Annotated in this window: 21 protein-coding genes and 5 pseudogenes; 12 read left to right on the forward strand and 14 right to left on the reverse strand. The window is 59.5% G+C overall.

Going from position 1 to position 25,237, the window contains the following annotated elements; translation table 11 throughout:
- Positions 1–209: 209 nt before the first annotated feature.
- Positions 210–989, reverse strand: coding sequence for an ABC transporter substrate-binding protein (locus tag FQ185_RS26295; RefSeq protein WP_149420002.1), 780 nt, complete (start codon positions 987–989; stop codon positions 210–212).
- Between the two features lie 158 nt (positions 990–1,147).
- Between FQ185_RS26295 and FQ185_RS26300 the strand changes: the two genes are divergently transcribed.
- The gene (locus tag FQ185_RS26300; RefSeq protein WP_149420003.1) at positions 1,148–1,789 is read left to right on the forward strand and encodes a type 1 glutamine amidotransferase; all 642 of its coding nucleotides are present in this window, start codon (positions 1,148–1,150) and stop codon (positions 1,787–1,789) included.
- Here the strand turns inward: FQ185_RS26300 and FQ185_RS26305 are convergent, their stop codons facing one another.
- On the reverse strand, positions 1,790–2,224 hold the full coding sequence (locus tag FQ185_RS26305) for a rhodanese-like domain-containing protein (RefSeq protein WP_149420004.1): 435 nt from the start codon (positions 2,222–2,224) through the stop codon (positions 1,790–1,792).
- A gap of 101 nt (positions 2,225–2,325) precedes the next feature.
- Here FQ185_RS26305 and ftrA point away from each other — a divergent pair, with 101 nt between their 5' ends.
- Positions 2,326–3,300, forward strand: coding sequence for a transcriptional regulator FtrA (ftrA, locus tag FQ185_RS26310; protein WP_149420005.1), 975 nt, complete (start codon positions 2,326–2,328; stop codon positions 3,298–3,300).
- Positions 3,301–3,403: 103 nt separating this feature from the next.
- Here the strand turns inward: ftrA and cobF are convergent, their stop codons facing one another.
- Positions 3,404–4,159, reverse strand: a complete 756-nt coding sequence (gene cobF / locus FQ185_RS26315) for a precorrin-6A synthase (deacetylating) (protein WP_149420006.1) — start codon at positions 4,157–4,159, stop codon at positions 3,404–3,406.
- The gene (locus FQ185_RS26320; protein WP_149420007.1) at positions 4,159–4,731 is read right to left on the reverse strand and encodes a histidine phosphatase family protein; all 573 of its coding nucleotides are present in this window, start codon (positions 4,729–4,731) and stop codon (positions 4,159–4,161) included. The genes cobF and FQ185_RS26320 overlap by 1 nt, the downstream gene beginning before the upstream one ends.
- A 575-nt stretch (positions 4,732–5,306) precedes the next feature.
- Here FQ185_RS26320 and FQ185_RS26325 point away from each other — a divergent pair.
- The 3 genes from FQ185_RS26325 (at position 5,307) to FQ185_RS26335 (ending at position 8,501) form a co-directional block, all read left to right on the forward strand.
- Positions 5,307–6,323 carry an arginine N-succinyltransferase gene (locus FQ185_RS26325; RefSeq protein ID WP_149420008.1) on the forward strand — a complete coding sequence of 339 codons (1,017 nt, stop codon included), beginning with the start codon at positions 5,307–5,309 and terminating at the stop codon, positions 6,321–6,323.
- 61 nt (positions 6,324–6,384) lie between these two features.
- Positions 6,385–7,419: an arginine N-succinyltransferase gene (gene astA, locus FQ185_RS26330; protein WP_149420009.1), complete on the forward strand. Its 1,035-nt coding sequence runs from the start codon at positions 6,385–6,387 to the stop codon at positions 7,417–7,419.
- Between the two features lie 212 nt (positions 7,420–7,631).
- Positions 7,632–8,501, forward strand: a complete 870-nt coding sequence (locus FQ185_RS26335) for an oxaloacetate decarboxylase (protein ID WP_149420010.1) — start codon at positions 7,632–7,634, stop codon at positions 8,499–8,501.
- A gap of 102 nt (positions 8,502–8,603) precedes the next feature.
- Here FQ185_RS26335 and FQ185_RS26340 read toward each other — a convergent pair whose 3' ends face one another.
- Together FQ185_RS26340 and FQ185_RS26345 are read right to left on the reverse strand one after the other, a co-directional pair.
- Entirely contained in the window at positions 8,604–9,845 is a 1,242-nt protein-coding gene (locus tag FQ185_RS26340; RefSeq protein WP_149420011.1) for a M20/M25/M40 family metallo-hydrolase, read from the reverse strand.
- A 249-nt stretch (positions 9,846–10,094) separates the two neighbouring features.
- A pseudogene (locus FQ185_RS26345) lies at positions 10,095–11,165 on the reverse strand (diguanylate cyclase); the annotation flags it as partial.
- Positions 11,166–11,367: 202 nt separating this feature from the next.
- On the opposite strand from FQ185_RS26345, the gene FQ185_RS26350 reads away from it, so the two are divergent.
- The 3 genes from FQ185_RS26350 to FQ185_RS26360 all read left to right on the forward strand — a co-directional run bounded on the left by FQ185_RS26350 (position 11,368) and on the right by FQ185_RS26360 (position 15,292).
- Positions 11,368–12,822 carry an NAD(P)/FAD-dependent oxidoreductase gene (locus FQ185_RS26350; RefSeq protein ID WP_149420013.1) on the forward strand — a complete coding sequence of 485 codons (1,455 nt, stop codon included), beginning with the start codon at positions 11,368–11,370 and terminating at the stop codon, positions 12,820–12,822.
- 22 nt (positions 12,823–12,844) lie between these two features.
- A complete protein-coding gene (locus FQ185_RS26355) occupies positions 12,845–13,801 on the forward strand; it encodes an alpha/beta fold hydrolase (RefSeq protein ID WP_149420014.1) in 957 nt (318 codons plus the stop codon).
- 111 nt (positions 13,802–13,912) lie between these two features.
- A complete protein-coding gene (locus FQ185_RS26360; RefSeq protein ID WP_149420015.1) occupies positions 13,913–15,292 on the forward strand; it encodes a VOC family protein in 1,380 nt (459 codons plus the stop codon).
- A gap of 52 nt (positions 15,293–15,344) precedes the next feature.
- On the opposite strand, the gene FQ185_RS26365 is transcribed toward FQ185_RS26360, so the two are convergent.
- The gene (locus FQ185_RS26365) at positions 15,345–16,022 is read right to left on the reverse strand and encodes a type 1 glutamine amidotransferase domain-containing protein (RefSeq protein ID WP_149420016.1); all 678 of its coding nucleotides are present in this window, start codon (positions 16,020–16,022) and stop codon (positions 15,345–15,347) included.
- 421 nt (positions 16,023–16,443) lie between these two features.
- Between FQ185_RS26365 and FQ185_RS26370 the strand changes: the two genes are divergently transcribed.
- Together FQ185_RS26370 and FQ185_RS26375 are read left to right on the forward strand one after the other, a co-directional pair.
- Positions 16,444–16,962 carry an Hcp family type VI secretion system effector gene (locus FQ185_RS26370; protein ID WP_149420017.1) on the forward strand — a complete coding sequence of 173 codons (519 nt, stop codon included), beginning with the start codon at positions 16,444–16,446 and terminating at the stop codon, positions 16,960–16,962.
- Positions 16,963–17,044: 82 nt separating this feature from the next.
- Positions 17,045–17,717 (forward strand): annotated as a pseudogene (locus FQ185_RS26375) (contractile injection system protein, VgrG/Pvc8 family); the annotation flags it as partial.
- Here the strand turns inward: FQ185_RS26375 and FQ185_RS30745 are convergent.
- From FQ185_RS30745 to FQ185_RS26405, 7 genes and pseudogenes are all read right to left on the reverse strand, one after another.
- On the reverse strand, positions 17,704–18,102 hold the full coding sequence (locus FQ185_RS30745) for a formylglycine-generating enzyme family protein (protein ID WP_371926687.1): 399 nt from the start codon (positions 18,100–18,102) through the stop codon (positions 17,704–17,706). The pseudogene FQ185_RS26375 and the gene FQ185_RS30745 overlap by 14 nt on opposite strands.
- A 964-nt stretch (positions 18,103–19,066) precedes the next feature.
- Positions 19,067–19,513, reverse strand: a pseudogene (locus tag FQ185_RS26385) (hypothetical protein); the annotation flags it as partial.
- A 126-nt stretch (positions 19,514–19,639) separates the two neighbouring features.
- Positions 19,640–19,813, reverse strand: coding sequence for a hypothetical protein (locus tag FQ185_RS30275; RefSeq protein ID WP_178113607.1), 174 nt, complete (start codon positions 19,811–19,813; stop codon positions 19,640–19,642).
- A gap of 11 nt (positions 19,814–19,824) precedes the next feature.
- The gene (locus FQ185_RS26390; RefSeq protein ID WP_149420018.1) at positions 19,825–20,067 is read right to left on the reverse strand and encodes a hypothetical protein; all 243 of its coding nucleotides are present in this window, start codon (positions 20,065–20,067) and stop codon (positions 19,825–19,827) included.
- Between the two features lie 62 nt (positions 20,068–20,129).
- Positions 20,130–21,206: a lipocalin-like domain-containing protein gene (locus FQ185_RS26395; protein ID WP_149420019.1), complete on the reverse strand. Its 1,077-nt coding sequence runs from the start codon at positions 21,204–21,206 to the stop codon at positions 20,130–20,132.
- Positions 21,196–23,667, reverse strand: coding sequence for an ABC transporter permease (locus FQ185_RS26400; RefSeq protein WP_149420079.1), 2,472 nt, complete (start codon positions 23,665–23,667; stop codon positions 21,196–21,198). Before FQ185_RS26400 ends, FQ185_RS26395 begins: the two co-directional genes overlap by 11 nt.
- A 1-nt stretch (position 23,668) precedes the next feature.
- On the reverse strand, positions 23,669–24,337 hold the full coding sequence (locus tag FQ185_RS26405) for an ABC transporter ATP-binding protein (RefSeq protein ID WP_149420020.1): 669 nt from the start codon (positions 24,335–24,337) through the stop codon (positions 23,669–23,671).
- 239 nt (positions 24,338–24,576) lie between these two features.
- Between FQ185_RS26405 and FQ185_RS31225 the strand changes: the two are divergent.
- Both FQ185_RS31225 and FQ185_RS30755 read left to right on the forward strand, forming a co-directional pair.
- A pseudogene (locus tag FQ185_RS31225) lies at positions 24,577–24,763 on the forward strand (hypothetical protein); the annotation flags it as partial.
- Positions 24,753–24,875 (forward strand): annotated as a pseudogene (locus FQ185_RS30755) (LysR family transcriptional regulator); the annotation flags it as partial. The pseudogenes FQ185_RS31225 and FQ185_RS30755, both read left to right, overlap by 11 nt.
- Positions 24,876–25,237: the final 362 nt, after the last annotated feature.

A 25,237-nucleotide genomic window follows, 5' to 3' on the forward strand; every position in this document is an offset into this window, starting at 1 on the left:
TGTACTACAACCGCACCAGACTCCACAGCTACAACAACTACCTGTCGCCAATAGCTATGGAGCAAAAAGCGGCATAAGCACCGTAACCGGTGTCCGGATTTACTTGACCAGTTCAGGCTCGCTCCCACAGGTTTCTCGCTTCAATAGAAAGAAAGCATAAAAAAAATGGCCACCGCATCAACGGTGGCCACTTTATTCAAACGGCTGGATTAATGGCCGTAAACGTCAAAATCAAAGTACTTGTCCTGCACTTGCTTGTACTTGCCGTTGGCGCGGATTTCGGTGATGGCGGTGTTGAATTTTTCTGCCAGGGCGGTATCACCCTTGCGCACAGCGATACCGGCGCCGCCGCCGAAGTACTTGGCGTCTTCGTAGGTCGGGCCGACAAAAGCGAAACCTTTACCGGCGTCGGTTTTCAGGAAACCGTCGTTCAGATTGACCGAGTCGGCCAGCATCGCGTCGAGGCGGCCGGCGACCATGTCCAGGTTGGCTTCCTGCTGGGAGCCGTAACGCACCAGGACAATCCCGGCCGGCTGCAGCACTTCAGTGGCGAAACGGTCATGAGTACTGGCGCGCAACACACCGACTTTCTTGCCCTTGAGCTCGGTCAGCGGGTCTTTGACGTCGGTCCCTTCCTTCATCACGAAGCGCGCCGGTGTGTGGTAATACTTGATGGTGAAATCAACGTTCTTTTTACGATCGTCCGTGATGGTCATGGACGACAGGATGGCGTCGATTTTCTTAACCTTCAGCGCCGGGATCAGGCCGTCGAATTCTTGCTCGACCCAGGTGCACTTCACTTTCATTTGCTCGCACAGCGCATCGCCGATGTCCACGTCGAAACCGGTGAGTTTGCCGTCAGCTGTTTTCATCGAGAATGGCGGGTATCCGGCTTCGATACCGAGGCGGATCGGCTTGGCGTCTTCAGCCACAGCGGTCAGGGACATCATCGACAGTGCCAGGGCACCGAACATCACTAGCTTCTTCATTTATAACTCCTGTGTGCGGAGGCTTTTATTGGCAGCTTTCGATTGGTAACTTTCGGTTGTGAAGACCGAAGTGGCCGGCAGTCTAGAGCGGCCGCAGGAGGGCAAATTGTGTATATGCGACAAATACTTATAAAAAGGTGGCCGACTTGAAAAGCACAATGCCCACGTTAAACCTGATCCAGCACCACCCTGCCGAAGGACCCGGAGCCATTGCCAAGTGGGCTGCGTCCCGAGGCGTGACGCTGAACGTCTTTCGCGCCGACCTCGGCCAGTTGCCGCCAGTGGGTGCAGCACCGGCGATTCTGTTAGGCGGGCCTTATGAATCCAACGCCGGGCCGGCGTGGCTGGAAGCCGAACGTCAATGGCTGGCGGGCAGCCTGGCTCAGGGCGCGGCGATGTTTGCAATGTGCCTCGGCGCGCAGTTGCTGGCGCTGAGTCTGGGCGGGAATGTGCGGCGGATGAGCCGTATGGAAACCGGATGGACACCCGTGACCTTCGTCGATGGCCAGACATTGTCGGTGCTGGAGTGGCACGAAGACGCCATCGACCTGCCGCCAAACGCGCAGTTACTGGGCAGCAGTGATCAATGCAAGCAACAGATGTATTGCGTCGGGCCGACTCGGGTGGGGTTACAGTTTCATCCGGAGTGGAATGCTGAATCGGTAGCGATGCTCAATGAGCATTTTGCCGAGGAGTCGCCGTTGCCTCGAGGCCAGCCGGACAGCGCCGCCTACGCCGCCGTTTTTGACTGGTTGCAGGCGACGCTGGATGAATGGTGGACGGCGCAGGCTACAGCCTGATCAGCACTCGCAGCTGATCGCGTTGCTAGCCTGGCGCTGCACCACAGTGCTCAACTCAAACCCTTCATCCAGCCACCCGGTCACCCCGCCGATCATTTCCTTGACCGGGTAACCCAGCGCCGCCAGTTTCACGGCGGCCTTGTTGGCGCCATTGCAGTGCGGCCCGGCGCAATAGATCACAAACACACTGGTTTTCGGGTAGGTCGCCAGCGCTTGCGCCGTCAGCAGTCGACCTGGAATGTTGATCGCTCCCGGCACATGACCACGTTCAAATGCCAATGGTCCGCGCACGTCCACCAGCACAAAATCCACCTCGCCGGCCTGTTGGCTGCCATGTACGTCGGAACAGTCGGTTTCAAAGGTCAGACGGTTGCTGAAATGCATCAGGGCGATGGCCGATGGGGCGGCGGGAATCTCACGGACCAGGCTGGTCATGGGCTGTACTCCAAAGTCTCGGTGGGTGTGAGAAGACTTTATCCACTCGCCGCTTGACGCTACAGTGGCGCACAAGACACTCACCGGGAATTTTCCGCCAAATGCAGCCCACCCCTGGATTGGTCGCGATTCTGGCCTACGACGGCCTCTGTACCTTCGAGTTCGGCATCGCCGTGGAGATCTTTGGCCTGGCGCGGCCGGAGTTTGACTTCCCTTGGTACGAGCATCGCATCGCCGCCGTGGATCAGGGCCCGATGCGCGCCATGGGCGGCATTCAAGTGCTGGCTGACGGAGGTATGGAACTGCTCGAAGAGGCGCGGACCATCATCATTCCCGGCTGGCGCGATCGAAATGCGCCGGTGCCCGAAGCATTGCTCACGGCGCTGCGCCAGGCCCATGCTCGGGGCGCGCGATTGTTGTCGATTTGTTCGGGGGTATTTGTGCTGGCGGCCACCGGCCTGCTCGATGGTCACGGTGCTACCACGCATTGGCGCTATACCGCTGAACTGGCCGAGCGTTTTCCGAACATTTTGGTGGATCCGGAGGTGCTCTACGTCGATTCGGGTCAGCTGATCACCTCGGCCGGCAGCGCTGCCGGCATCGATGCCTGCCTGCACCTGGTGACGCGGGACTTCGGCACTCAAGTGGCCAACGCGGTGGCGCGGCGACTGGTGATGTCCCCGCAACGCACCGGCGGCCAGGCGCAGTTTATTCCGACACCGGTCAGTTCTGCGCCACGCAGCGATTTGTCGCGCGTCATGCAGTGGGCACGCGAGCGTTTGCACGAACCGCTGGAGGTTCGCGATCTGGCCTGCAAGGCGGCCATGAGTGAACGGACGTTCCTGCGCCGCTTCACTGAAGCCACGGGCATGCCGCCCAAAGCCTGGTTGCAGCATGAGCGCCTCGGGCGGGCCCGTGAGTTGCTGGAGAGTACGCGCTTAAACACCGAGCAGGTTGCAGAGCGCTGTGGTTATCGCTCGGTGGAAAGTTTTCGGGTGGCGTTTCGTACTGTGGTGGGGGTGCCGCCGTCGGTGTATCGCGAACGGTTTGGGCGAGAGGTCAAAGCGATTTCTTGAGGTGTCGTTGAGGGCCCCTTCGCGAGCAAGCTCGCCCCACAGTTGATCGGGTTGCCTGAGCGGACGCCCGATCACGAAGGGGCCAGTCCAGACACCTGTTATCTCAAGGCTTGCGCAGCAGATAGGTATCCATAATCCATCCATTCGCCAGCCGGGCCGCCTTACGCACCCGTTCGATCTCATCCGCCACATCCTTGAGCTTGCCGCTGATCAGAATTTCATCCGGTGTCCCCAGGTAAGCCCCCCAGTAAATCTCAGTCTCCTGGTCCGCCACCCGATGGTAGGAATCCTCCGCATCAAGCATCACCACCAGGCTGTCGGCGTCGCTCACCTGCCCCGCCGCCAGTCGCCGACCGGTAGTGATTTCAATCGAGCGGCCAATGCGATTCAACGGCACCTTGTGCTGCGCCGCCAGCGCCTGAACGCTAGTGATACCGGGGATTACTTCAAAATCGAAGACGCATCGGCCGGACGCCAGGATCGCCTGCAAAATCCGGATGGTGCTGTCGTACAACGCCGGATCACCCCACACCAGAAAACCGGCACACTGCTCGTCAGTCATTTCGTCATTGATCAGCCGTTCGAAGGTCGACTGCTTGGCAAGGTTCAGATCTTCCACGCTGCTCTTGTAGTCCACGTCACCGCGTTCGCGCTCCGGACTGTGGGCTTCGACAAAGCGGTAGTCGTGATCGGTGATGTAGCGCTCGCAGATCTCGCGGCGCAGGTCGATCAGTTTGTCTTTGCTCTGGCCCTTGTCCATGAGGAAAAACACGTCGACAAGGTTCAGCGCCTTCACTGCCTGCATCGTGATGTAGTCGGGATTGCCGGCACCGATGCCGATGACCAGAAGTTTTTTCATTAAAGTGCTCCCTCAGGGTCAGTGCCCGGCAAGCGTAAACGCCAGCGACCATTGAACCGTAACTCGATAGCCGACAGCGGTTCGACGTCGATCAGGTTGAACGCTGCGCCTTGCAATACCTGGGTCAGTGCTGCGCGAATGACAAATGGATGGGTGATGGCAACGATGTGCCCCGGTGTCGCCGTCAGCGTTGCCAGCCAGGCGGCCACGCGTTCAACAAGCTGCGCCACCGACTCGCCACCGTGGGGCGCCGAACCCGGATCATCGAGCCAGACCTGCAGCGTTTCGCCTTCGGATTTCTGCAGATCGTCGATCCGCGCGCCTTTCCAGCGGCCGAAGTCACAATCGCTCAGCGCCGCGACAACCTCCACATCGCTGCCGAACAACTCGGCGGTTTGCCGTGTCCGCAACTCCGGACCGCAAAGAAGGCGTGGTGCACGCTTGAACTGATTGCAACGGGAACCCTTTGCCGATTGCCAATCCATCTCCAACGGTTCATCTGTAGGAAAACGCGCCAATTTCTGTGCGACGGTTCGAGCGTGGCACATCAGGGTCAAACGGGTCGCCTGCACGAAGGATCACTCGTCGATGGGTAGGGAAAACGGCGTCACGCCGCTGGCAATCGCGCAATTGTGCCGTAAGAAGCGCTATTCGGGGCGTTTCGTTTCAGGCAGAAGCACAGATTCGCAAACTCACTTCTTCCTTAATAAACGGCTATCTCTGACACGCCTATAGGCGATGCCCTACAAGATCACTGGACATCCGTGTAGCCCCCGTCACACGGGCATTTCGCCCCGTTTCAGAGCGTGGGGAAACCGCACAAAAATTAACTAGACATGGAGCGGGCGTTAAATAAATACTGGTTTAACGGATTATGAATTGGAAACCACACCCATCCAGCAGGAGCCCGGATACCTCTTTCAGCGACATGAACCACAGCCTCCATTCCTCCGCACTCGTTGCTGCGCCCACCGGTACCTCAACAATCCGGGCGCGAGCAGGGTGCAACCCCGCCCAATGTAATGGCGGACAAAAAAAGGGCGGCGTTTGAAAAATTTCTAGCGACCGCTTGTTTAACGCGTGGAAACCGACAGTGATAGTCAGGTTCGGTACTAACCGCCGAACCCTTTGATACAGGAGTGCATCCATGCTGGCCTTACGTCCAGTCGAGTTGACCGATCTGCCCCAGTTGCAGCGACTTGCTCGCGAAAGCCTGGTGGGCGTCACGTCTTTGCCGGACGACACTGAACGCTTGCGCGAGAAAATTTTCGACTCCTGCGCCTCATTCGAAAAGGATGTTCAGGGTCATGGCCCGGAGAATTATTTCTTCGTGCTGGAAGATCTGGCGACCCAGCGTCTGGTCGGCTGCTCGGAAATCCTCGCCACCGCCGGGTTCAGTGAGCCGTTCTACAGCCTGCGCAACCGGCATTTCACCAGCGCCTCGCGGGAGCTGAACATCGAGCATGGCGTGCCCGCACTGTCGTTGTGTCACGACCTCAGTAGCCACACCTTGCTGCGCGGTTTTCATATTGACGCGGCACTGGTGCGAACGCGGTTTTCCGAGCTGCTGTCACGGGCACGCCTGTTGTTCATTGCCGCTCATTCGCCGCGCTTCGCCGAAGCGGTGATCACCGAGATTGTCGGCTTCAGCAGCGATGAAGGACAGTCACCGTTCTGGGATGCCGTAGGCAAGCATTTCTTCGATCTGCCCTACGCCGAGGCCGAGCGACTCTGCGGTCTGGAGAGCCGCACGTTCCTCGCCGAACTGATGCCGCAATATCCGATTTACGTGCCGATGCTGCCCCAGGCGGCGCAGGACTGCATTGGCCGGATACACCCTGATGGTCAGGAGGCCTTTGATATCCTCGAGCGCGAAGGGTTCGAGACCAACAGCTACATCGACCTGTTCGACGGCGGCCCGACGCTGTATGCGCGCATCCCAGGCATCCGCTCCATCGCCCAGAGCCAGACCGGCACGGCTAAACCCTGTTCGTCCATTGATGCCCGTGGCAGCTATCTGGTGAGCAACGAGTCGCTGAAAGAGTATCGCGCCATCGTCGCCGAACTGGACTACAACGCCGGGCAAGCTGTGGCCTTGAGCGACGAAATGTGCTCGGCCCTGAACGTGACTGAAGGCAGCCCGATCCGGCTGATTGCCCTGTGAGCATCATCCGGCCTCGTGCCCAACGACTACGCCCGAGCAGGCGCGAAGAAGGAACTGCATCATGATTGTCCGTCCGGTTCACGTCACCGACCTGCCCGCCTTGCTGGCGCTGGTGCGGCAGGCGGGTCGCGGGTTGAGCACCCTGCCGGCCCATGAAGAACGCCTGGCCCACCGATTGCGCTGGGCACAACGAACCTTCGCTGAACAGGTCGAGCGCGCCGATGCCGATTATCTGTTCGTGCTCGAAGATGACGATCAGCAGGTGGTGGGTGTCAGCGCCCTGGCCGGAGCCGTCGGCCTGCGCGAGCCCTGGTACAACTACCGGGTCGGGCTCACCGTCAGTGCGTCCCCGGACCTGGGTATCCAGCGGCAGATTCCGACGTTGTTTCTGAACAATGAAATGACCGGGCAATCGGAAATCTGCTCGCTGTTCCTGCGACCGGATCAACGTCAGGGCAGTAATGGTCGATTGCTGTCGTTAGGACGTTTGCTGTTTGTGGCCGAATTCCCGCACCTGTTCGGTGAAAAAATCATCACCGAACTGCGAGGCAGTGCCGACGAGCAAGGCTGTTCACCGTTCTGGGACAGTGTGGGAAGGCACTTTTTCAAGATGGATTTCAGCCACGCCGATCACTTGTCGGGGCTGGGCAACAAGGCGTTCATCGCCGAACTGATGCCACGCCAACCGCTCTACACCTGTCTGCTTACCGAACAGGCCCAAGCGGTGATCGGCAAAGCTCACCCGAACACCGAACCGGCACTGAAAATCCTCACCGCCGAAGGTTTTTCCCATAAAGGTTACATCGACATCTTCGACGCAGGCCCGGTCATCGAAGCACCGATCTCGAAAATCCGTACCGTGCGCGACAGCCAATCGTTGGTATTGGCCATCGGTACGCCAGACGATCAGGCCCCGGTGTGGCTGATCCACAATCGGCGCCTGGAAAACTGCCGCATCACCACCGCCCCGGCACGGCTGGTGGGCAACAGCCTGATCGTCGACCGCCTCACCGCCAAACGCCTGCAACTGCAACCCGGCAACTCGATACGCGCCGTGCCGCTGCGCAATCAACAGCAGCAGGCGGTCGCGGCGTGATCAGTGGTAAGTGCTGGCGAAGCCTGAGTTTGGCTGCATAGCAGTCGTGGAATCCAGTTTGAAAGCATCATCCCTCGCCACAAGGATCGCCCTGGATTAGTCCCTCTGTAAATTCGTCATCATTCTCTACCTCTCCGCGTGATAGCCTTTTGTTCCTTCGGCGTTGACACTTTTGCTCAAGCCTTTCCATTCCTTTGTATGGTGGAACTCATATGTCCAGGCTTTCTCATCAAGATTTGCGCCGTAATTTCCGCGAATTGTTCGCTTCCAACGCCTGCTATCACACGGCATCGGTCTTCGACCCGATGTCGGCCCGCATTGCCGCGGACCTGGGTTTTGAAGTGGGGATCCTCGGTGGTTCGGTCGCGTCGTTGCAGGTACTGGGCGCCCCCGACTTTGCCTTGATCACCCTCAGCGAATTCGCTGAGCAGGCCACCCGCATTGGCCGTGTGGCCCAACTGCCGGTCATCGCCGATGCCGACCACGGCTATGGCAATGCGCTGAACGTTATGCGCACCATCGTCGAACTCGAACGCGCCGGCGTGGCCGCCCTGACCATCGAAGACACCCTGCTGCCGGCGCAATTCGGTCGCAAGTCCACCGACCTGATTTCGGTCGCCGAAGGCGTCGGCAAGATCCGCGCGGCACTGGAAGCCCGGGTCGACTCTGAAATGGCGATCATCGCCCGCACCAACGCGGGGATCTTGCCGATCCAGGAAATCATCAGCCGCACCCAGCACTACCAGCAGGCCGGTGCGGACGGCATTTGCATGGTGGGCGTGCAGGATTTCGAGCAGCTGGAGCAGATCGCCGAGCACCTGAGCGTGCCGCTGATGCTGGTCACCTACGGCAACCCGCTACTGCGCGACGACAAACGTCTGGCCGAACTGGGCGTGCGGGTCACCATCGACGGCCATGGCGCGTACTTCGCCGCGATCAAGGCGACTTACGACAGCCTGCGCGAACAACGGCAGATTTTCACCCAGGCCTCGGATTTGAGCGCGACCGAACTGACCCATACCTACACTCAGCCTGAGGAATATATCCGTTGGGCCGAGGAGTTCATGAGCGTCAAGGAGTGATCGTTCATCTCGTATAGCGATGTAAACCGAACTATCGCCTTCGCGAGCAAGCCCGCTCCCACATTAGATTGCCGGTGAACTCACTATCAGTAGCGGAGCGGCTTACTTCTTGGCCAACTCCATAATCATCCGCGACAGCAGATAAATTCGCGGCGCCACGCTCTCCACCTCCGCGTATTCCTCCGGCGTATGAATATTCCCGCCGACAATCCCGAACCCGTCCAGCGTCGGTGTACCCACACCGGCCGAGAGACTGGCGTCCGCCGCTCCGCCGCTGCCCTCTTCCGTCAGCTTGCGACCGATTTCACCGTAGATGCCCTGAGCCATCGCCATCAAGCGATCCGACTCTGCCGTTTGCGGCATCGGCGGCAAGCCGCGTTGAAGGGTGGTGGTGACTTCGGTATCAGGGATCAGCTTGTCCTTGGAAACCCGCGCCAGATCCTTCTCGATCCGGTCAAACTCTTCCGGCACCGCCGCCCGCACGTCCGCCTTGGCCGTGGCTTGATCCGGAATCACGTTGGTCCGGTCGCCCGCCTTGAGCACGGTGAAGTTAATGGTGGTTTTCTTCGCTTCATCACCGAGTTTGCCAAGCTGCAGAATCTGGTGCGCCGCTTCCATCGCTGCGTTGCGCCCCAACTCTGGCGCGACTCCCGCGTGAGCCGCCTTGCCCTTGACCTCGACCACTGCGGTGGCACTGCCTTTGCGCCACACCACCAAACCATCCGCCGGGCGACCGGGTTCGAGGTTGAGGGTCACGTCGTGGGCCTTGGCGGTTTTCTTGATCAGGTCGGTAGCGATGTCCGAACCGGTTTCTTCACTGGCATCGAGCAGGAAGGTGATTTGCGCGTAGTCCTTGAAGTCGAGGTTTTTCAGGACTTTGAGCGCGTAGATCCCGGCGACGATGCCGCCCTTGTCGTCCATCACGCCTGGCCCGTAGGCGCGACCGTCCTTGATGTGGAACGGGCGCTCGGCGGCAGAGCCTTCCTTGAATACCGTGTCCATGTGCGCCATCAGCAGGATTTTCGCCTTGCCGGTGCCTTTCAGGGTCGCGATCACATGGCTGCTTTTGTCCGGGGTGTTCGGCACCCGTTCGATGGTCGCACCAAGTTTTTTCAGTTCGTCGATGGCGATGTCGCTGACCTGGGTCAGACCGGGTTCGTAGCCGGAACCGGAGTCGATGTTCACCAGCCGTTCCAGCAGTTTCAGGGCTTCACCCTTGTATTGCTCGGAATCGGCGAGAACTTGTTTGTGAGGTTCGGCGAAGGCGACCGGGGCGAAAGCGCCGAGGACGAGGGTCAGGCCGAGGCTGGTGGCCAGCTGGGAACGCGGAAGTTTGAACGTCATGAATCGATCCTTGTTTCGTGTCGGGGGGACTTGAACCCTACCTGACTGCGGCGCAAGGCTCTATACCGGATGCGACACTGAGCGTTCGGCTTTGGACCGAGTTGAAGCCATCGTCGGAACGCCGCCCGGACCAAGCCCGCCACGGGGATCTGGGTGCTGCACATATTTTTGCGATCACCCCGATCACTGTGGGAGCGGGCTTGCTCGCGATGGCGGAGTGTCAGGCGACGTCACTGGTGAGGCGGGTCCCACCGGATCAAGCAATTCGTGATGAGGCCTGTCGTCGCGGCAGCAGATGACCCGGTTGCGCCCGGTGGTTTTGGCTTCGTACAGCGCCTGGTCGGCGTCGTTGAGCCACAAGGTCGCGTCAGTGTGGGCCGGGTTGAAGGCGGCCAGGCCGATGCTCAGGCTGACTTTCAGTGCCGGGTTCTGCTCGTAGCCAAGTGTAGCGAAGCGGTCCCGCAGGGCATCCATGGCAGAAGCGGCGCTGTTCAGGGGCAGATCCGGGAGGATCACGCAGAACTCGTCGCCACCGTAACGCCCGGCAACATCAGCTGCCCGCAGGTTCTGCTTGAGCATCTTGCTCAGCTGCCGCAAAACGATGTCCCCGGCGATATGGCCGTAGGTGTCGTTGATGGTTTTGAAATGGTCGATGTCGATCAGCGCAATCACCCCGTCTTGATTCTGGCGTTGGCAGCGCTGGAATTCGATCTCCAGTTGATCCTTCCAGGCACCGTGGTTGAGCAGGCCAGTGAGGCTGTCGGTGCGGCTCAAGGCCAGCAGTTCGCGTTTATGCCGGCCGAGGGTCGTGGTCTGACGGAAGCAGAGCCAGCCCAGGGCTAGCGGATAAATGCTTAACAGCGGCAGGCAGGCATACAACTGCAACGGGCTGGTGTGCGGAACGAAGGCCGGTGTAAAGACCAGCATCCCCACTCCGACCCCGAGAATTTGCGCGACGGTTCCCACCAGCAGAAAACGCAAGCCGCCGATCGCGACATTGTTCATCGCCATCATGGACAGCGTGGCCGCGCTGGGGAGCGGGTTGAATTGCATGGCCGCCACCCAGAAACCGCCAAGAAAGGCATCCACCAGGATGTTTCGGTACTCTGCGTGGTAGGGAACCTTCGCCCGGCGTGCCCATTGGTACGCCACATGCGGCCAGAGGATGCCATTGAGCAACATCAACACCCAAACCCACGGTGCCGGGTCGAGCGGATACATCGCCGCGCCCACGCATAGCAGCCCCAGGGCTAGACCGAGGGTTCGCGATGCGTAGAGCCTCCTGGCCAGTGAAAGTCCTTTCCCTCCCGCTTTTCCCATTTGGGCCTCTGCGCCACTGAACGGAACCTGATAACACCGGGGTTGCGTGTTGCTGGAAGTCTATCAGGGCAACGTTAAATAGCCATCGTCGGCTAGCAGTCTGAATTCACGCCCTCGCGCCTACAAAGCGAAAACATCGTTCCTGCATAAACGGCTATACATGAAAGGAGGGTTCGATGAAAACCGATAAAGAAGGAGGCTCATGCAGACCTTTCAAGTGTTGATCATCGGCAGCGGATTTGGCGGTCAGTGCGCGGCGATCAATTTGCTCAAGGCAGGCATCGATGATTTCCGCCTGCTGGAACGGCGAGACTTTTTCGGCGGCACTTGGTGCCAGAACACCTACCCCGGCGCGGCCGTCGATGTGCCCTCGCCGCTCTATTCGCTGTCCTTCGCGCCCTACCGCTGGACGCAGATGTTCGCCGAACAGGCTGAACTGCACCACTACACCCAGTACGTGGTGGAACACTTTGGCCTGCGCGACAGGGTGGAACTGGAGGCCAATGTCGAGCGCATCGAATGGGACGACGATGGCAAACGGTGGGCGGTGCACACCGCCGGCAAAGGTACGTTCCATGCGCAATTCCTGATCAACGCCACCGGGCCGCTGAGCCAACCCGTGGTCCCACACTTCGAGGGCCAGGAACGATTTCAAGGCAAGACCTTTCACACCAACAATTGGGATCACACCTACGATTACCGGCAAAAACGTGTGGCCATTGTCGGCAGCGGCGCCAGTGCGGCCCAGGTTATTCCGGCGATTGCCCCGGACGTCGAGCACCTCCATGTGTTCCAGCGCACGCCCCACTGGGTACTGCCCCGAGCCGATCGCACTTTCGGCCGCTTCCAGCGCTGGTTGCTGGGGCTCAAACCGGCCTACAAACTGTTGCGCTGGATGATTTACTGGAAATTCGAAACCCGGGTGATTGCCTTCAAATACTCGAAACCGGCGATCCGCATGGTCCAGCACCAAGCCCTGCGCTTGATCAAACGCCAGGTGCCGGACGCCGAATTGCGGCGCAAATTGACGCCGCAGTACACCATTGGCTGCAAGCGGGTGATTCTGTCGAGCACGCTTTATCCCGCGCTCGGTCGCAGCAACGTGACGCTGCACAGCCGCGAGCAAGGCATCGCGTCCATCGACGAAACCGGCATCGTCACCCAGGACGGCCAGCACATCGACCTGGACCTGATCGTCTGGTCCACCGGTTACGACGCCACCGACGGAGTGATTTCCTACCCGGTCAGCGGCAAAAACGGCACCCGGCTCAGGGATGTCTGGGCGCAGTATCCGCGCGCCTACCTCGGCACCAGCCTGCCGGACTTTCCCAACCTGTTCATCGTCACCGGCCCCAACACCGGTATCGGCCATACGTCGGCGCTGTTCATCATCGAATCGCAGATGAATTACATCCTCGATTGCATCCGCACGTTAAAAGAACAGGGTTTGCACAGCATCGAAGTACGCCCCGAAGCGGAACGAACCTACACTGAGATGATTCATAAAGAAATGGAACGCACCGTGTGGAAGTCCGGGGGCTGCCACAGTTGGTATCAAAGCAAGAGCGGCCATGTGATTGCGATGTTTCCGGGGTTCAGTTTCAGCTTTCACCGGTTGACCCGGGCGTTGAAACCCGCTGATCACATCCTGTCCTGATCACGTAAAAGGAAGACACCTGATGCTTGTATTGGTTGTCGCAATCGCGGTTTTCGCGGCCTGGAGCTGGTTGAGTTACCCGGCCATCGGTCATTGGCTCTATCACTTGAACATGTCGCTAGAGGCCAAGCTTTATCGCCTGCACAAAATCGTCGTGCCGATCGCCGAAATGACTGTCTCGACCTGGCAAGGCGGGCCATACGAGGCCTCCAGCAGTGTGCTGATGCTCCACGGGTTCAGCGCCGACAAGAACATATGGCTGCGCTTTGCCCGGCACTTTGTCGGTAACTATCGGGTAATCATCCCCGACATCGCCGGCCATGGTGAAACCGGCTTCAAGGCGGGTGGCGGCTACGACATTCCGTTGCAGGCCAAGCGGATGATCCAGTTGCTCGACGTCTGCGGCGTCGAGAAGGTCCATGTGATCGGCAACTCGATGGGCGGCTACATGGCGGCGTGGCTCGCGGCCACTTATCCGGATCGCATTGTTTCGGTCGCCCTGATCGACCCGGCAGGTGTCACCGCGCCTGAGGTCAGCGACCTGGAGCGGCATTTGGCCAAAGGCCACAACCCGTTCCTTATTCATTCACGGGAAGAATTCCGGCGTTTCTACGCCATGACCATGGCTGAACCACCGTGGGTGCCCAACGTGGTGCTGGACGCCATGGCCCAGCGATATGAACAGAGCCGCGATGAGCTGGAAGAGATTTTCAAGGACTTGCGCGCCAGCCCGCCGATGGAGCCGAAACTCCCCGATATCAAAGCCCCGGCGCTGTTGCTGTGGGGGCACAAGGACCGCTTGATCGACGTCAGCAGCGTGGCCATCTGGAGCAAAGGCATCGCCGACCTGCGAGTGGAGGTGTGGGACCACATCGGCCATATGCCGATGGTCGAACAGCCGGCGAACACCGCGCACTTGTATCGTGAGTTTTTGGCATCGTTGCGCTCGGAAAGTCCACAGGATGAGCGGCTGCACTGAATAAGCAGTCCTTTGCAGAATGAAGTCCGTCAGAAACTTCGTTTGTCGGCGCCGCTGAAGGCTGCGATCTTTTCCCCCATCCTTTACGTCACCGCGCCAGGAATTTTTTTCATGAGCCACCCGAACTTCGTCAGCCCTGACCTGATCCGCCAACGCTTTTCCAAAGCGATGTCCGACATGTACCGCGAAGAAGTGCCGCTGTACGGCGCGCTGATGGAACTGGTGGAACAGACTAACCGCCACGTGCTGGACAGCGATCCGCAGATCGCCCGGCAGTTGGACAGCACCGGCGAAATCCTGCGCCTGGACCTGGAACGCCACGGCGCGATCCGCGTCGGCACCGCTGATGAGCTGGCAACCCTCGCCCGGCTGTTCGCCGTCATGGGCATGCAACCGGTGGGTTATTACGACCTGACGCCGGCCGGTGTGCCGGTGCATTCCACGGCTTTTCGCGCAGTGCATGAAGCGGCGTTACAGGTCAGCCCGTTCCGGGTGTTCACCTCGCTGCTGCGCCTGGAACTGATCGAAGACCTGGAACTGCGAGCGTTCGCCCAATCGGTGCTGGATAAGCGTTCGATCTTCACCCCCGCCGCGCTCATCCTCATCGAACGCGCCGATACCCAGGGTGGGCTCACTGAACAGGAGGCCGAACACTTCGTCGAGCAGGCGCTGGAAACCTTCCGCTGGCACCACAGCGCCACCGTCACCGCCGAGCAATACCAAAAACTCAGCGCCCAGCATCGCCTGATTGCCGACGTGGTGGCGTTCAAGGGGCCGCACATCAACCACCTGACGCCACGTACCCTGGACATCGACATCGTCCAGGCGCAAATGCCCGCCCACGGCATCACCCCCAAAGCGGTGATCGAAGGCCCGCCTCGTCGTCAGTGCCCGATTTTGCTGCGCCAGACCAGTTTCAAAGCGCTGGATGAACCGATTGCTTTCACCGACAGCGCCGACAAGCGTGGCAGTCACAGCGCCCGTTTCGGTGAAATCGAGCAGCGCGGCGCGGCGCTCACCCCCAAAGGCCGGGCACTTTACGACCGCTTGCTCAATGCCGCCCGGGATGAACTCAAGGATTTCCCCAACGAAGCCAACGCTGCGCGCTACAACACGCTGATGGCGCAGCACTTCAGCGAATTTCCCGATACCTATGAAGGCATGCGCCAACAAGACCTGGCGTACTTTCGCTACTTCGTCACGGAAAAAGGTCTGGCGGCTGACGAGCTGAGATCCTCGACACTGGAGGATCTGCTCAGTGGTGGATACCTGCGGGTTGAACCGCTGGTGTACGAAGATTTCCTGCCGGTCAGTGCGGCGGGAATTTTTCAGTCGAACCTGGGGGATGCCGCGCAAACCCACTATGGCGTGCATTCGAACCAGCAGGCATTCGAGAAGGCGCTGGGGCGCCCGACCATTGATGAACTGGGGTTGTATGCCGACACGCAGCGGCGTTCGATTGAGGAGTGTTTTGCAACATTGACCCGCTGATCGACACCCAATTGCAGGAGCCCGGTTTATCGGGCTCCTGCAAGGTCTGTGGTTACTTCAGCTGCGCCAGCAGCGCTTGGGCCACCGCCTCCGAAGACGCCGGGTTCTGACCGGTCAGCAACAGACCATCGGTGACCACGTAGCTCTTCCAGTCGTCGGCCTTGGAGTAAACCCCACCCTTCTCCTTGAGCATGTCTTCCACCAGAAACGGCACGACATCCCTCAGTTGCACCGCTTCTTCCTCAGTGTTGGTGAAACCGGTCACGCGTTTGCCTTTGACCAACGGCTGGCCATCCGCATCCTTGACGTGACGCAACACGCCCGGCGCATGACAAACCGCCGCGACCGGTTTGCCGGCCTTGTAGAGTGACTCGATCAGTGCGATCGAATTCTTGTCTTCGGCCAGGTCCCACAGCGGGCCATGGCCGCCCGGGTAGAAAACCGCGTCGTAATCTTCCGCTCTCACACTGCCTAGCAAGGCCGTTGACGCCAACGCGGACTGGGCAGCGAAGTCCTTGCGAAAGCGATCGGTGGCCGCAGTTTGCGCGTCCGGCTCGTCGCTTTTAGGGTCCAGCGGCGGTTGGCCACCCTTGGGCGAGGCCAGGGTCAACTGAGCGCCGGCGTCCTTGAAGGCGTAATACGGAGCGGCGAATTCTTCCAGCCAAAAGCCGGTTTTCTTACCGGTGTCCCCTAATTGATCGTGGGACGTTAGAACCATCAGGATTTTCATGTCGCTCTCACTCCATTTCAGGATTGTCCGGACGCTTAACGGTGCGTGGCTTGTGTTTTATGGACCGCCCGGCAGGTCGATTCGTTGCACTGGGTGCCAAGACCCTTGAGTGGTGGCGCAAAGCCTTGATGCGCAAGAAGTTGCGCACCTGTTTCTCCAAATACCCTTTCCGATTCGCTGAACGCCCGGCCTGTCGGGCGCTCCAGCCAAGTGCGCAAGAAGTTGCGCAGTGCTGCGCAAGTTCTTGCGCACATTACGTGGGGATCTTTGTCGAGCATTCTCACAGCGATCAAATAAACGTCTCAACCTCATGATTTATATAGCCTTACCCGTTTATGGCACGGACCTTGATAACAGTCAGACACCCACCGGGCGATACCGCCTCCCGGGCATCTTCATTTATTGAGCAAGGAGAGCATCCATGGCTACACCAGCGTATATGTCCATCACTGGCGAGAAACAGGGTCTGATCACTGCCGGCGCATTCACCGCCGACTCGGTTGGCAACACCTACCAGGAAGGTCACGAAGATCAGGTCATGGTTCAGGGCTTCAGCCACGAAGTGATCATCCCGCGTGACCCGCAGTCCGGCCAACCGACCGGTCAGCGCGTTCACAAACCAGTCGTGATCACCAAGGTGTTCGACAAGGCTTCCCCACTGCTGCTGGCTGCCCTGACCTCGGGCGAGCGTATGACCACTATCGAAATCAAGTGGTACCGCACCTCGGCTCAAGGCACCCAAGAGCACTACTACACCACCAAGCTTGAAGACGCGATCATCGTCGACATCAAAGACTACATGCACAACTGCCAGGACCCGGCGAACTCGCACTTCACCCACCTGGAAGACGTGCACTTCACCTACCGCAAAATCACCTGGACCCACGAAGTATCCGGTACTTCGGGTTCCGATGACTGGCGTTCCCCGGTCGCAGGCTAAGTCTGGCCGACCGTTTCAAGCATCGGCCGGCTCTGCTGGTCGTTGTTGTTTACGCCCTTCCAGAATTTTCACGTTCGCAAGCACCCTGCTGCACAAACCGGCCTTCTTGCAGCTCTCGCCTGACGGCAGCGGCATCCATGGCCAGATCTATCGCGCCGTCCAGGGTGATTCCGGCAAACGCCTGACCCGTTACGCGGTGACACTGCGTCCGCAGTTGTCTTACCTGGCGCATCGCATCAACCAGCGCATCTTCCAGAACCTCACCGTGGCGAAAATCGTCGGCATGGTCCTCGAAGAGCATGGCATCCAAAGCAATGCCTACGAATTCAAAGTCGGAGCGATTTATCCCGAGCGCATTTACTGCGTTCAGTACGATGAATCGGACCTGCAATTCATCCAGCGCCTGGAAACCCGCACCAGCCGCACGACTCGTAGCGACTACGACTTCGAAAAACCGCGGCTGACGCTGGAAAGCGCAAACCGTGGCGACGCCCTCCCCGACCTCGAAGACTACGACTACCCCGGTCGCTTCATCGACCGCGAACGCGGCAAGCACTTGGCCAAACGCGCCCTCGAACGTCAACGCAGCGACTTCCAGCTGGCCGAAGGCAAAAGCGATCAGCCGTTGCTGGTCAGCGGCCACTTCCTGGCCCTGACCCAACACCCGAAAGCCAAATGGAACGACCCCCCCGTCCCTGACCCAGAACAAACCGCGCATCCTCGGCAGCCAAAGCGCTGTGGTCACCGGGCCAAAGGTGAAGAGATCGGATAGTAAGCATCTTGAATTGGCTTATCTGTCCAGCGCCGTACAACTGGTGCAGCAGATAAGGGGCCTTCTGGGTAATATGAGCCACGCTTGACTCTTTCCGTTCCAGTCGCCGGTCCTTGTGGATTATCCACAGGGGAGTGTTGGTAACAATCTTTACCGTACCAATCATTTACCCAGTCAGTGGCATTACCTGCCATGTTGAAGATACCTAACGAATTAGGCGTGAAACGATCGACTACAAACGTCTCTCCCTCACCTTCCCCTGGAAAGTTCCTGCCAAAGTTCTGGCCACCATTGTCAGTTGGAAATAATACATGCTGGCCGCGACTACGGGCGGCGTATTCCCACTGTGCCTCAGTAGGCAAACCCACGAAAAAGCCACTTAGGCGACCAATCCATTGCAGCAATTTTTGGCCTCCTGCCAACTTTCTGCAGGAGCAGGCAGGTTCGAAGCATACATACTTTTCAAGTCTTCTCTATCGCGATACTTTGAGTCAAATAACGGTTTACCTGGCGCAACAAAAAACAAATCGAAATCCCCCAACGCCACCTGAAATTTCGACAGGTAATAGCTACTCAACTTAACCGGATGCACAAAATCATCATCCCCACCGGATCTGATATTACAAAGCTCCTAACTGACCGCCTTCGACAAACACCATAGTGTCGATGGACTGCACCGCGGTGGTCAGCACCTTGCCACACAGTTCACGGCAAAGGTCCGGGTATTTATTCTTGATTGGGGCCGCGATCGCCGCGACTTTATCGGGTGCAAGATTCTGGCTCCTGTTCAGCAAAGCAACCCAACACGTCGCCAGTGCTATCCGTAACATCCAACCCCGCCAGTCTCATCTTCACCCTCCTCCGCGCCTTCGACACTGCTGTTAAACCACGCCTGCAAAACACAGGGCATCTCTAAACGGGCAGGCCACAGACCTCAACTCCGCGACGGTCTCAATGTGCTGGTCGCGCGCAAGCAGCGATTGCAGACACCGGTTTATTCCACGCAATAAAAATGGGCGACTACCACGGTCGCCCATTTTTTATGTCTGAAGCTTTTAAACTGCCCTCCAGAGAAGGTGTTCGCCCAGTGTAATGGCCTGGCAATCCATGCACCGGTAAAGAGCCCTGACACTGGGCGAACGGAAAGCATTTTAATTGAAGTCTGCGAATATGTCCGCGAATATGAACATGAAATTTATCGAAACAGCATTGATTAAATGTCGGTTCAAATACAATTTTTGACAATTTTTTTAAACTCACCGGTTCGATCATTAAAACTGAATATTCTTGTACAAAAGCTGTACAAGAACATTCAACATATAACGCTAATACTCAACTTTCGTGCTGACCTGTCACTCTCAATATATCGGCGTACGTCACCACAACGCTCTGCCCTACTTTCAAATCTTTCAGTTTCGCCTGAACTTCAGGTCTTTCGACATTGACGGTTTTGGACTGGCCCGCCGGGTTTTCGAAGGTCACCTGGTTTTTCTTCAGGTCGATGTGGGTGATTTTCAGTTGGACCTGCACCTGACGGAAAGCTTCTCCACCGGGGTTCGGGTTGTCTTTGGTGGCGCGGATGTCGCCGGCACGTTCGGTGGAGCCTGGCGGACCTTTGTCTACGTCGGTATCGAGGAATGCCGCGACCGAGTGGGTGACATCGACTTTGACTTGATCGCCGACTTGCAGGTTGCCCAAATCTTTGGCCTTGTCGGTCAGTTGTACATGAACCTATCCACCTTCCGGCCTTTCAAGGACGACCCGATGGTTGGCGGCGTCGCGAGGGTGATGGGCTTTGGTCAATGCGTGAAGTGTCATAAACGGTACTTTCCCTGTGAGTTGATGGCAGCAAAAGGCGCTCAACCACAGTCCAGTGCCCTCCGTGCAAATCAGCATAGACGCTGATCAGGGAGTCTTCGCAGTTTCCTGTGCGGTGGATTCACCGCTGTCGGTGCCCTTGCTGCCTTCCTTGCGTCGGGTCGGGTCGGTGGGGCGCAGGGCGTCGTTGTCGCGCTCGACTTCGCCGGGTGGTCGGGGCTCGTCGGGGTGTTCAGAGGTGTCAGGCGGTTTGGGTTTCATCGGGGATCTCCTCAGGCTTCGGGATCGTCGACTTCCTGGGCGACGTTCACGGCGGGCGAGTCTTTATGGGATTGGTCAGCTTTGAGCTTCAAGGCTTGCCACTGTTCGAGGTCGATGGCGCCCTGCCCCAGCAAGTCATCGGCGACTCGCAGCAGTTCGGCGTAATGGGCGTCGGGAGACTGTTGCCAGTAGGCCTTGTCTTCGAACAGGCGCTGCCACGAGGCTAGGTCAGGGGGTTTGAGGTCTTCGCTCATGGCGGGCTCCTGTGGGCGGGCTTCTTAACTTAGGAGGCTGTCGCTCAGGCGAGAGTTCCGACTCAATACCCGGTCATTTCCAGATAGCCCTGCCCGCCCTGACTGCCGCTCAACCGCACCGGCCCTTCCCAATAGGGAATGCGCAAATCCATCCAGGCTTCAGGGTTGAGGGCATCGAGAGTGATGTCGAGGTGTTTGCCGGGGATTTTGATCGACCAGCGCACTGGCATCGAACGGCCGGCGACCTTGGCAGTGTCTTGCGGTGTGAGGCTGATGTCACTGGCGTGCAGCAACTGCGTCTGCCCCCGGGCGTCGATCCAGGTCCCGGTAAGGTAAGGCTCGCCGTCCTTTTGGCGCATGCGATAAAGCATCACGTGTTCGCCACTGTCCAGATGCAGGGAAAACCAGTCCCAGCCGGTCTGATTGGCGGTCAGTGGTTGGCTGCTCCATTCGCGGTCGAGCCAGGCCGGGCCGCTGACTTGCCAGGTTTTACCCTCGATTTCCAACGAGCCGCTGGCCTGGAAAAACGGCTGGCTGTAGTAGTACGACGCCTGGCCTTGCTCTGATTTCTGGCTGAAACCCTTGTCCCCTTGCAGCACCAGAGGATGTGTAGACGTCAGCCGCAATTGGTAGCTGAAATGTTTGTCACGGGCGCTCAGTTGCATCTGCGCCAACGGGTCGGCATCTGACGTCTGACTGCTGAAACGCCAATCGTCGATCCACGCGTTGAACGGCGTCAGGCTCACCCCGGCCTGCCCGACGCCGCCACGGGCATAGCGTTCGGCAGCGTGATGCACCGTTGCAGACGTCACAGCCGCATGACCGAGCCAAATCGTCTGATTATTCCAGCCTGCCACCTCGGGTGTAGCTTTCAGGGCGCTGCGAAACAACGTCCACTGCACGCCAAACTCGCGACCCTGATCGTCCTTGAGGTTGGCGGTGACGTACCACCATTCGATGCGAAAACCGTCGTGAGGCCCGTGATCCGCCGGAAAACTGAACACCCGACCGGGCACCACTTCGGTGAACGCGGCAGCCTGATGACCGAGGCCGGCGAAGCCTTTTTCATCAGACGCCGGGATATCGCACCCGCTCAACAAAACCAACAGCAACAGCAACACACCGACGTTAATCTTCATGAGCAAACGTCCTCAGCAGATCCGCCGGTTGGGTGCGATACAGCGTGTACAGCGGCCATGCCGACGCCAGCAATGTCGCGAGTAACGCCAGCCCCATCAACTGCAATAATTGCAGAGGAAACACCCGCAACGGCAGGCGCCAGCCGAAGGCCTGAACGTTGATCACCGTGTCCAGGCACCAGGCCAACGCGATGCCCAACGGCAACGCGAGCACCAGGGTCAGTACCGCCAACAACCAGGTTTGCCCGAGGTTGAGCAGCATCAATTGTCGGCGCGTCACGCCCAGCGCCCACAATGGCGCCAGTTGCCCGAGACGGCTTTGGCTTTGCGTCAGCAGGCTGATAAACAACGCCACGCCCGCCACGCAGAGAGTCAGGCTGTTGAGCGCAGCAGTCGCGGCAAAGGTGCGTTCGAACACTTGGGTAGACCAGCCCTTGAGTCGGGCCTGATCGACAATGCGACTGTCGTCGAGGGCGAAGCGAGCTTGCAGCACTGTCACGAACGCCGGGATGGAAGGCGGATCGATGCGCAGGTTGAAACGGTTCGGTGTCAGCTGCGGCCAACTGCGCAACAGGTGGTTGACGTTGACCAGCAGGTGGCCCTTGGGGTTGCCATAGTCGGCGTAGATCCCGACGATCCGTGGCGACCAAGGGCCGTCAGGCGTCGGGATCGTAAGGTGATCGCCCAGGCGCACCTTCAACCGACGGGCCAGTTGTTCGCTGAGCATCAGCGCGTCGTCCTTGGCCAGCCGGTCCCAAGGGTTGTCGCCCAAGGTTTCCAGCAGCGGCCAGTGCTGGCGATAGGACGGATGATCGATCACGCCGAACACGTCCGCCGGCCAACCCTGCAACTGGATCGAGACTTGCCAGTTCGGTAGCACTGCGCTGAGTTGCGGCTGCTGTTTGAGCCAGGTGTGCAGCTCTCTGGCCTGCGCCGGATTTTGTGGGTTGAGGTAGAGCTCGGCGGTCAGACGTTGTTCGAGCCAGTCGCTGAACGTCTGGCGAAAACCGGCGGTCATGCTCCCGGCACCGATGTTCGCCGCCAACGCCAACAGCAACGCCATCAGCGCCAGGCTCAAGGCCGGCAGTTGCTGTCGGCAGTCGGCGAAAAACCATTGGCCAAGTACCGAACGACTGCGGCTCAGCACCAGGTTCAACACCGCACTGAGCACCACCGGCAACGCCAATGCGGCGCCGAGCAACAGTGCCGCCATCAAGACGAAACCGCTGGCCAGGCTGTCGCCCCAGATCAATGCCAGCAGTGCGATGACGGCGGCAATCGCCGCGACCCAACCCTGACGGCGCAACCAGCGCACGTGAGCCTGATGCCAGGCTTGCGGGTCGGCCAGGGCCAGCAATGGCAAGCGCGCCGCCCGCAGCAGACTGTTGGCACCGGCCAGCAACGCACCGAACACACTCAGGCCGATACCGCTAAGCCACCACAGCGGACTGAGGCTCAACTGCCCCGCCACTTCAGCGTCGTACAACCCGCGCAAACTGGCGGCGACATCCGGCAACAACACGCTGGCCAACAGGTAGCCGCTGATAACCCCGGCGAGTCCGCCGATCACTGCCAGCCCACCCAGTTCGACGGTCAGGCAGGCAATCAGCATGCGCGCACTGACCCCGCAGGCCCGCAGGGTTCTGATCAAGCCTCGGCGTTGTTCCAGCGCCAGGCCGATGGCGGCGTGGACGATGAACAGGCCCACCACGAATGATAGAAACCCCAAGGCATCAAGGTTCAGGTGAAAGCTCTCGGTCAGGCGCGACAGATTGTTTTCTTCACCGCTGGTCTTGAGTTGCAGTTGACCCTTGAATTGATCGGGCAGGTTCGCGGTGAAATCCTTGGGCAGTAACAGGCGCGAGAGCTGATCCGGCAGACCGAGAATCTGCTGGGCAAACCCGATGTCCACCAGCAACACACCCGGCGCCATGTCGGTCTGGACATGTAACGGCGGCAATGCCTGGCCGCTCGTACTCAGCGGCCGCGCGCCCTCGCTCAGGCCCAACGCCTGCAAGGTCTGCGGCGAAATCCAGGTACTGCCCGGCGGACTGAAAAACTCGACGATCTGCTCGATCGCCAATGCTTGCCCGGCCACCGCAGAACCGCCCGGCAGCGACACCGGCTCGATGCCCATCAACTGCAAGCGCTGGTCTTCATGCCCCTTGAGCGTCACCCGACCTTGCAGCACCGGCGACACCGGCCACCCGGCACGGCGCAGATCAACGAACAATTGCTGGGAGAAGGTTGCACCACTGGGCGCACTGAGGCTGGCCTGAGGTTCACCGCCGATCAACTGGCTGGCCCGGGCATAGCTTTCCCGCGCCTGACTGTTCAGCGCTTGCACACCGGACAGCAGACTGGTGGCGAGCCAGAGCCCGGTCAGCACACTGAAAAACTGCACCGGGTGCCGCCGCCAATGACTGAGCAGCGCTCGCAGTGTTTCGCCAAAGACCCGCACTTCAGCGCTCGTCCGCGCCAGCCAGACGACCACCGTGGAGCACCACTTTTTCCGCCAGCCTCGCGGCAACCCTTGGGCTGTGAGTGACCATCAATAACGTGGTGGGGCTGTCGTCGAGCAGCTCCAGCAACAACTTCAACACCTCATCGCTGGTGGCTTCATCGAGGCTGCCGGTGGGCTCATCGGCCAACAGCAGCTTCGGCTGCGACGCCAGGGCACGACCCAGCGCAACCCGTTGCTGTTGCCCGCCAGACAGCTGTTCCGGATAACGCCGCAGCAAGTCAGCCAGCCCAAGACGCTGCACCAGATGCGCCTGCCAGCGCGAATCATGCCGCCCGGCCAAACGCGCCTGGAACGCCAGATTGTCCTCTACCCGCAGACTGCCGATCAGGTTGAATTGCTGGAACACCAGGCCGATTTCAGTCCGCCGCCAATTCGCCAATTGCCCTTCGTTCATCTGCTCCAGCCGATGCTCGCCGCTGCGGATGTTGCCGCGATCGACCTTGTCCAGCCCGGCGATCAGGTGCAGCAAGGTGCTTTTGCCACTGCCCGACTCACCCATCAACGCCAGGCTGCTGCCGGGTTTCAATGTCAGGTCGACGCCTTGCAGCACCGGCAGCGGACCTTGCGCAGTGGCGTAGCTTTTGAAGACGCCGCGGACTTCAAGCATGGGAGAACCCGATTGATAAACGTGGGGCAAGGATAGCGGCCCTGCATGGTTTTTGTCCGTTGACGATTGTCGCCCGGAGTGGCCGCCACCCTACCCTCCAGGCTGGTCTAACCATAACGATAAAAAGCGGATACGCCATGCCTCGTTTCACGTTGAGCCCTCGTGGCCTGCTGGCCTGCCTGATCACGGCTTGCCTGACGCAATCGGTGATTGCTGCCGATGCACCGGCCAACGCCAGGCCATCCGGGTTCATGGAGCACGTGATGAGCGAAAACGTATACGCCGGCAACGCCATGAGCCGCCGCGCGCAATACCCGTTTGGCTCCCTGCTGCCGCGTGGCGAGAAAGGCCAGGTGGATTCGGGCATGGGCAAGAGCCACCGAAGCGCCGTCGGAGCGGAACCTTTACCTGCCGCAATTGCGCGCTGGTGGAACGCAGCAGTCGCGAGTTCCGCCTGACCGGTCAGGGTCAACTGGTGCTGCAACACGCCCGGCGCTTGCTCGCCGGCAGCCAGGCGTTGAACAACGAGCTGACGCGGCTCATGAACAGGCATTTCGCGCGGCGGTGCAGTGGGGGCAGCCGAATCATTCGATTCATCTGGATCCGCAGCTGTTTGTGGCAGCGTTGACACCCGGCAACCATGAGCTGGAACAAACACGGCGCAACAGCGAGCCGACGTTGCTGGAGCAAGTCAGCGACCATCCGATTGCGGACCTTGCGGCTGCAAACTGGCAGCAGTTTTGCCCCGCCCATCACTTGCTTGAACGCACGGCCGCTCGGTGACTGAAAGCCTTGGGCTGGAGTTTTTCGCAATTGCTTGATGAATACCGCCGGTGTCGGGCCGAAGATCTGTTGCATGCCGGGGGACTTGAGTGGGTGGAGATTTCCGATCGGCCGGGG

The sequence above is a fragment of the Pseudomonas sp. ANT_H12B genome, assembly GCF_008369325.1.
Taxonomy (GTDB): domain Bacteria; phylum Pseudomonadota; class Gammaproteobacteria; order Pseudomonadales; family Pseudomonadaceae; genus Aquipseudomonas.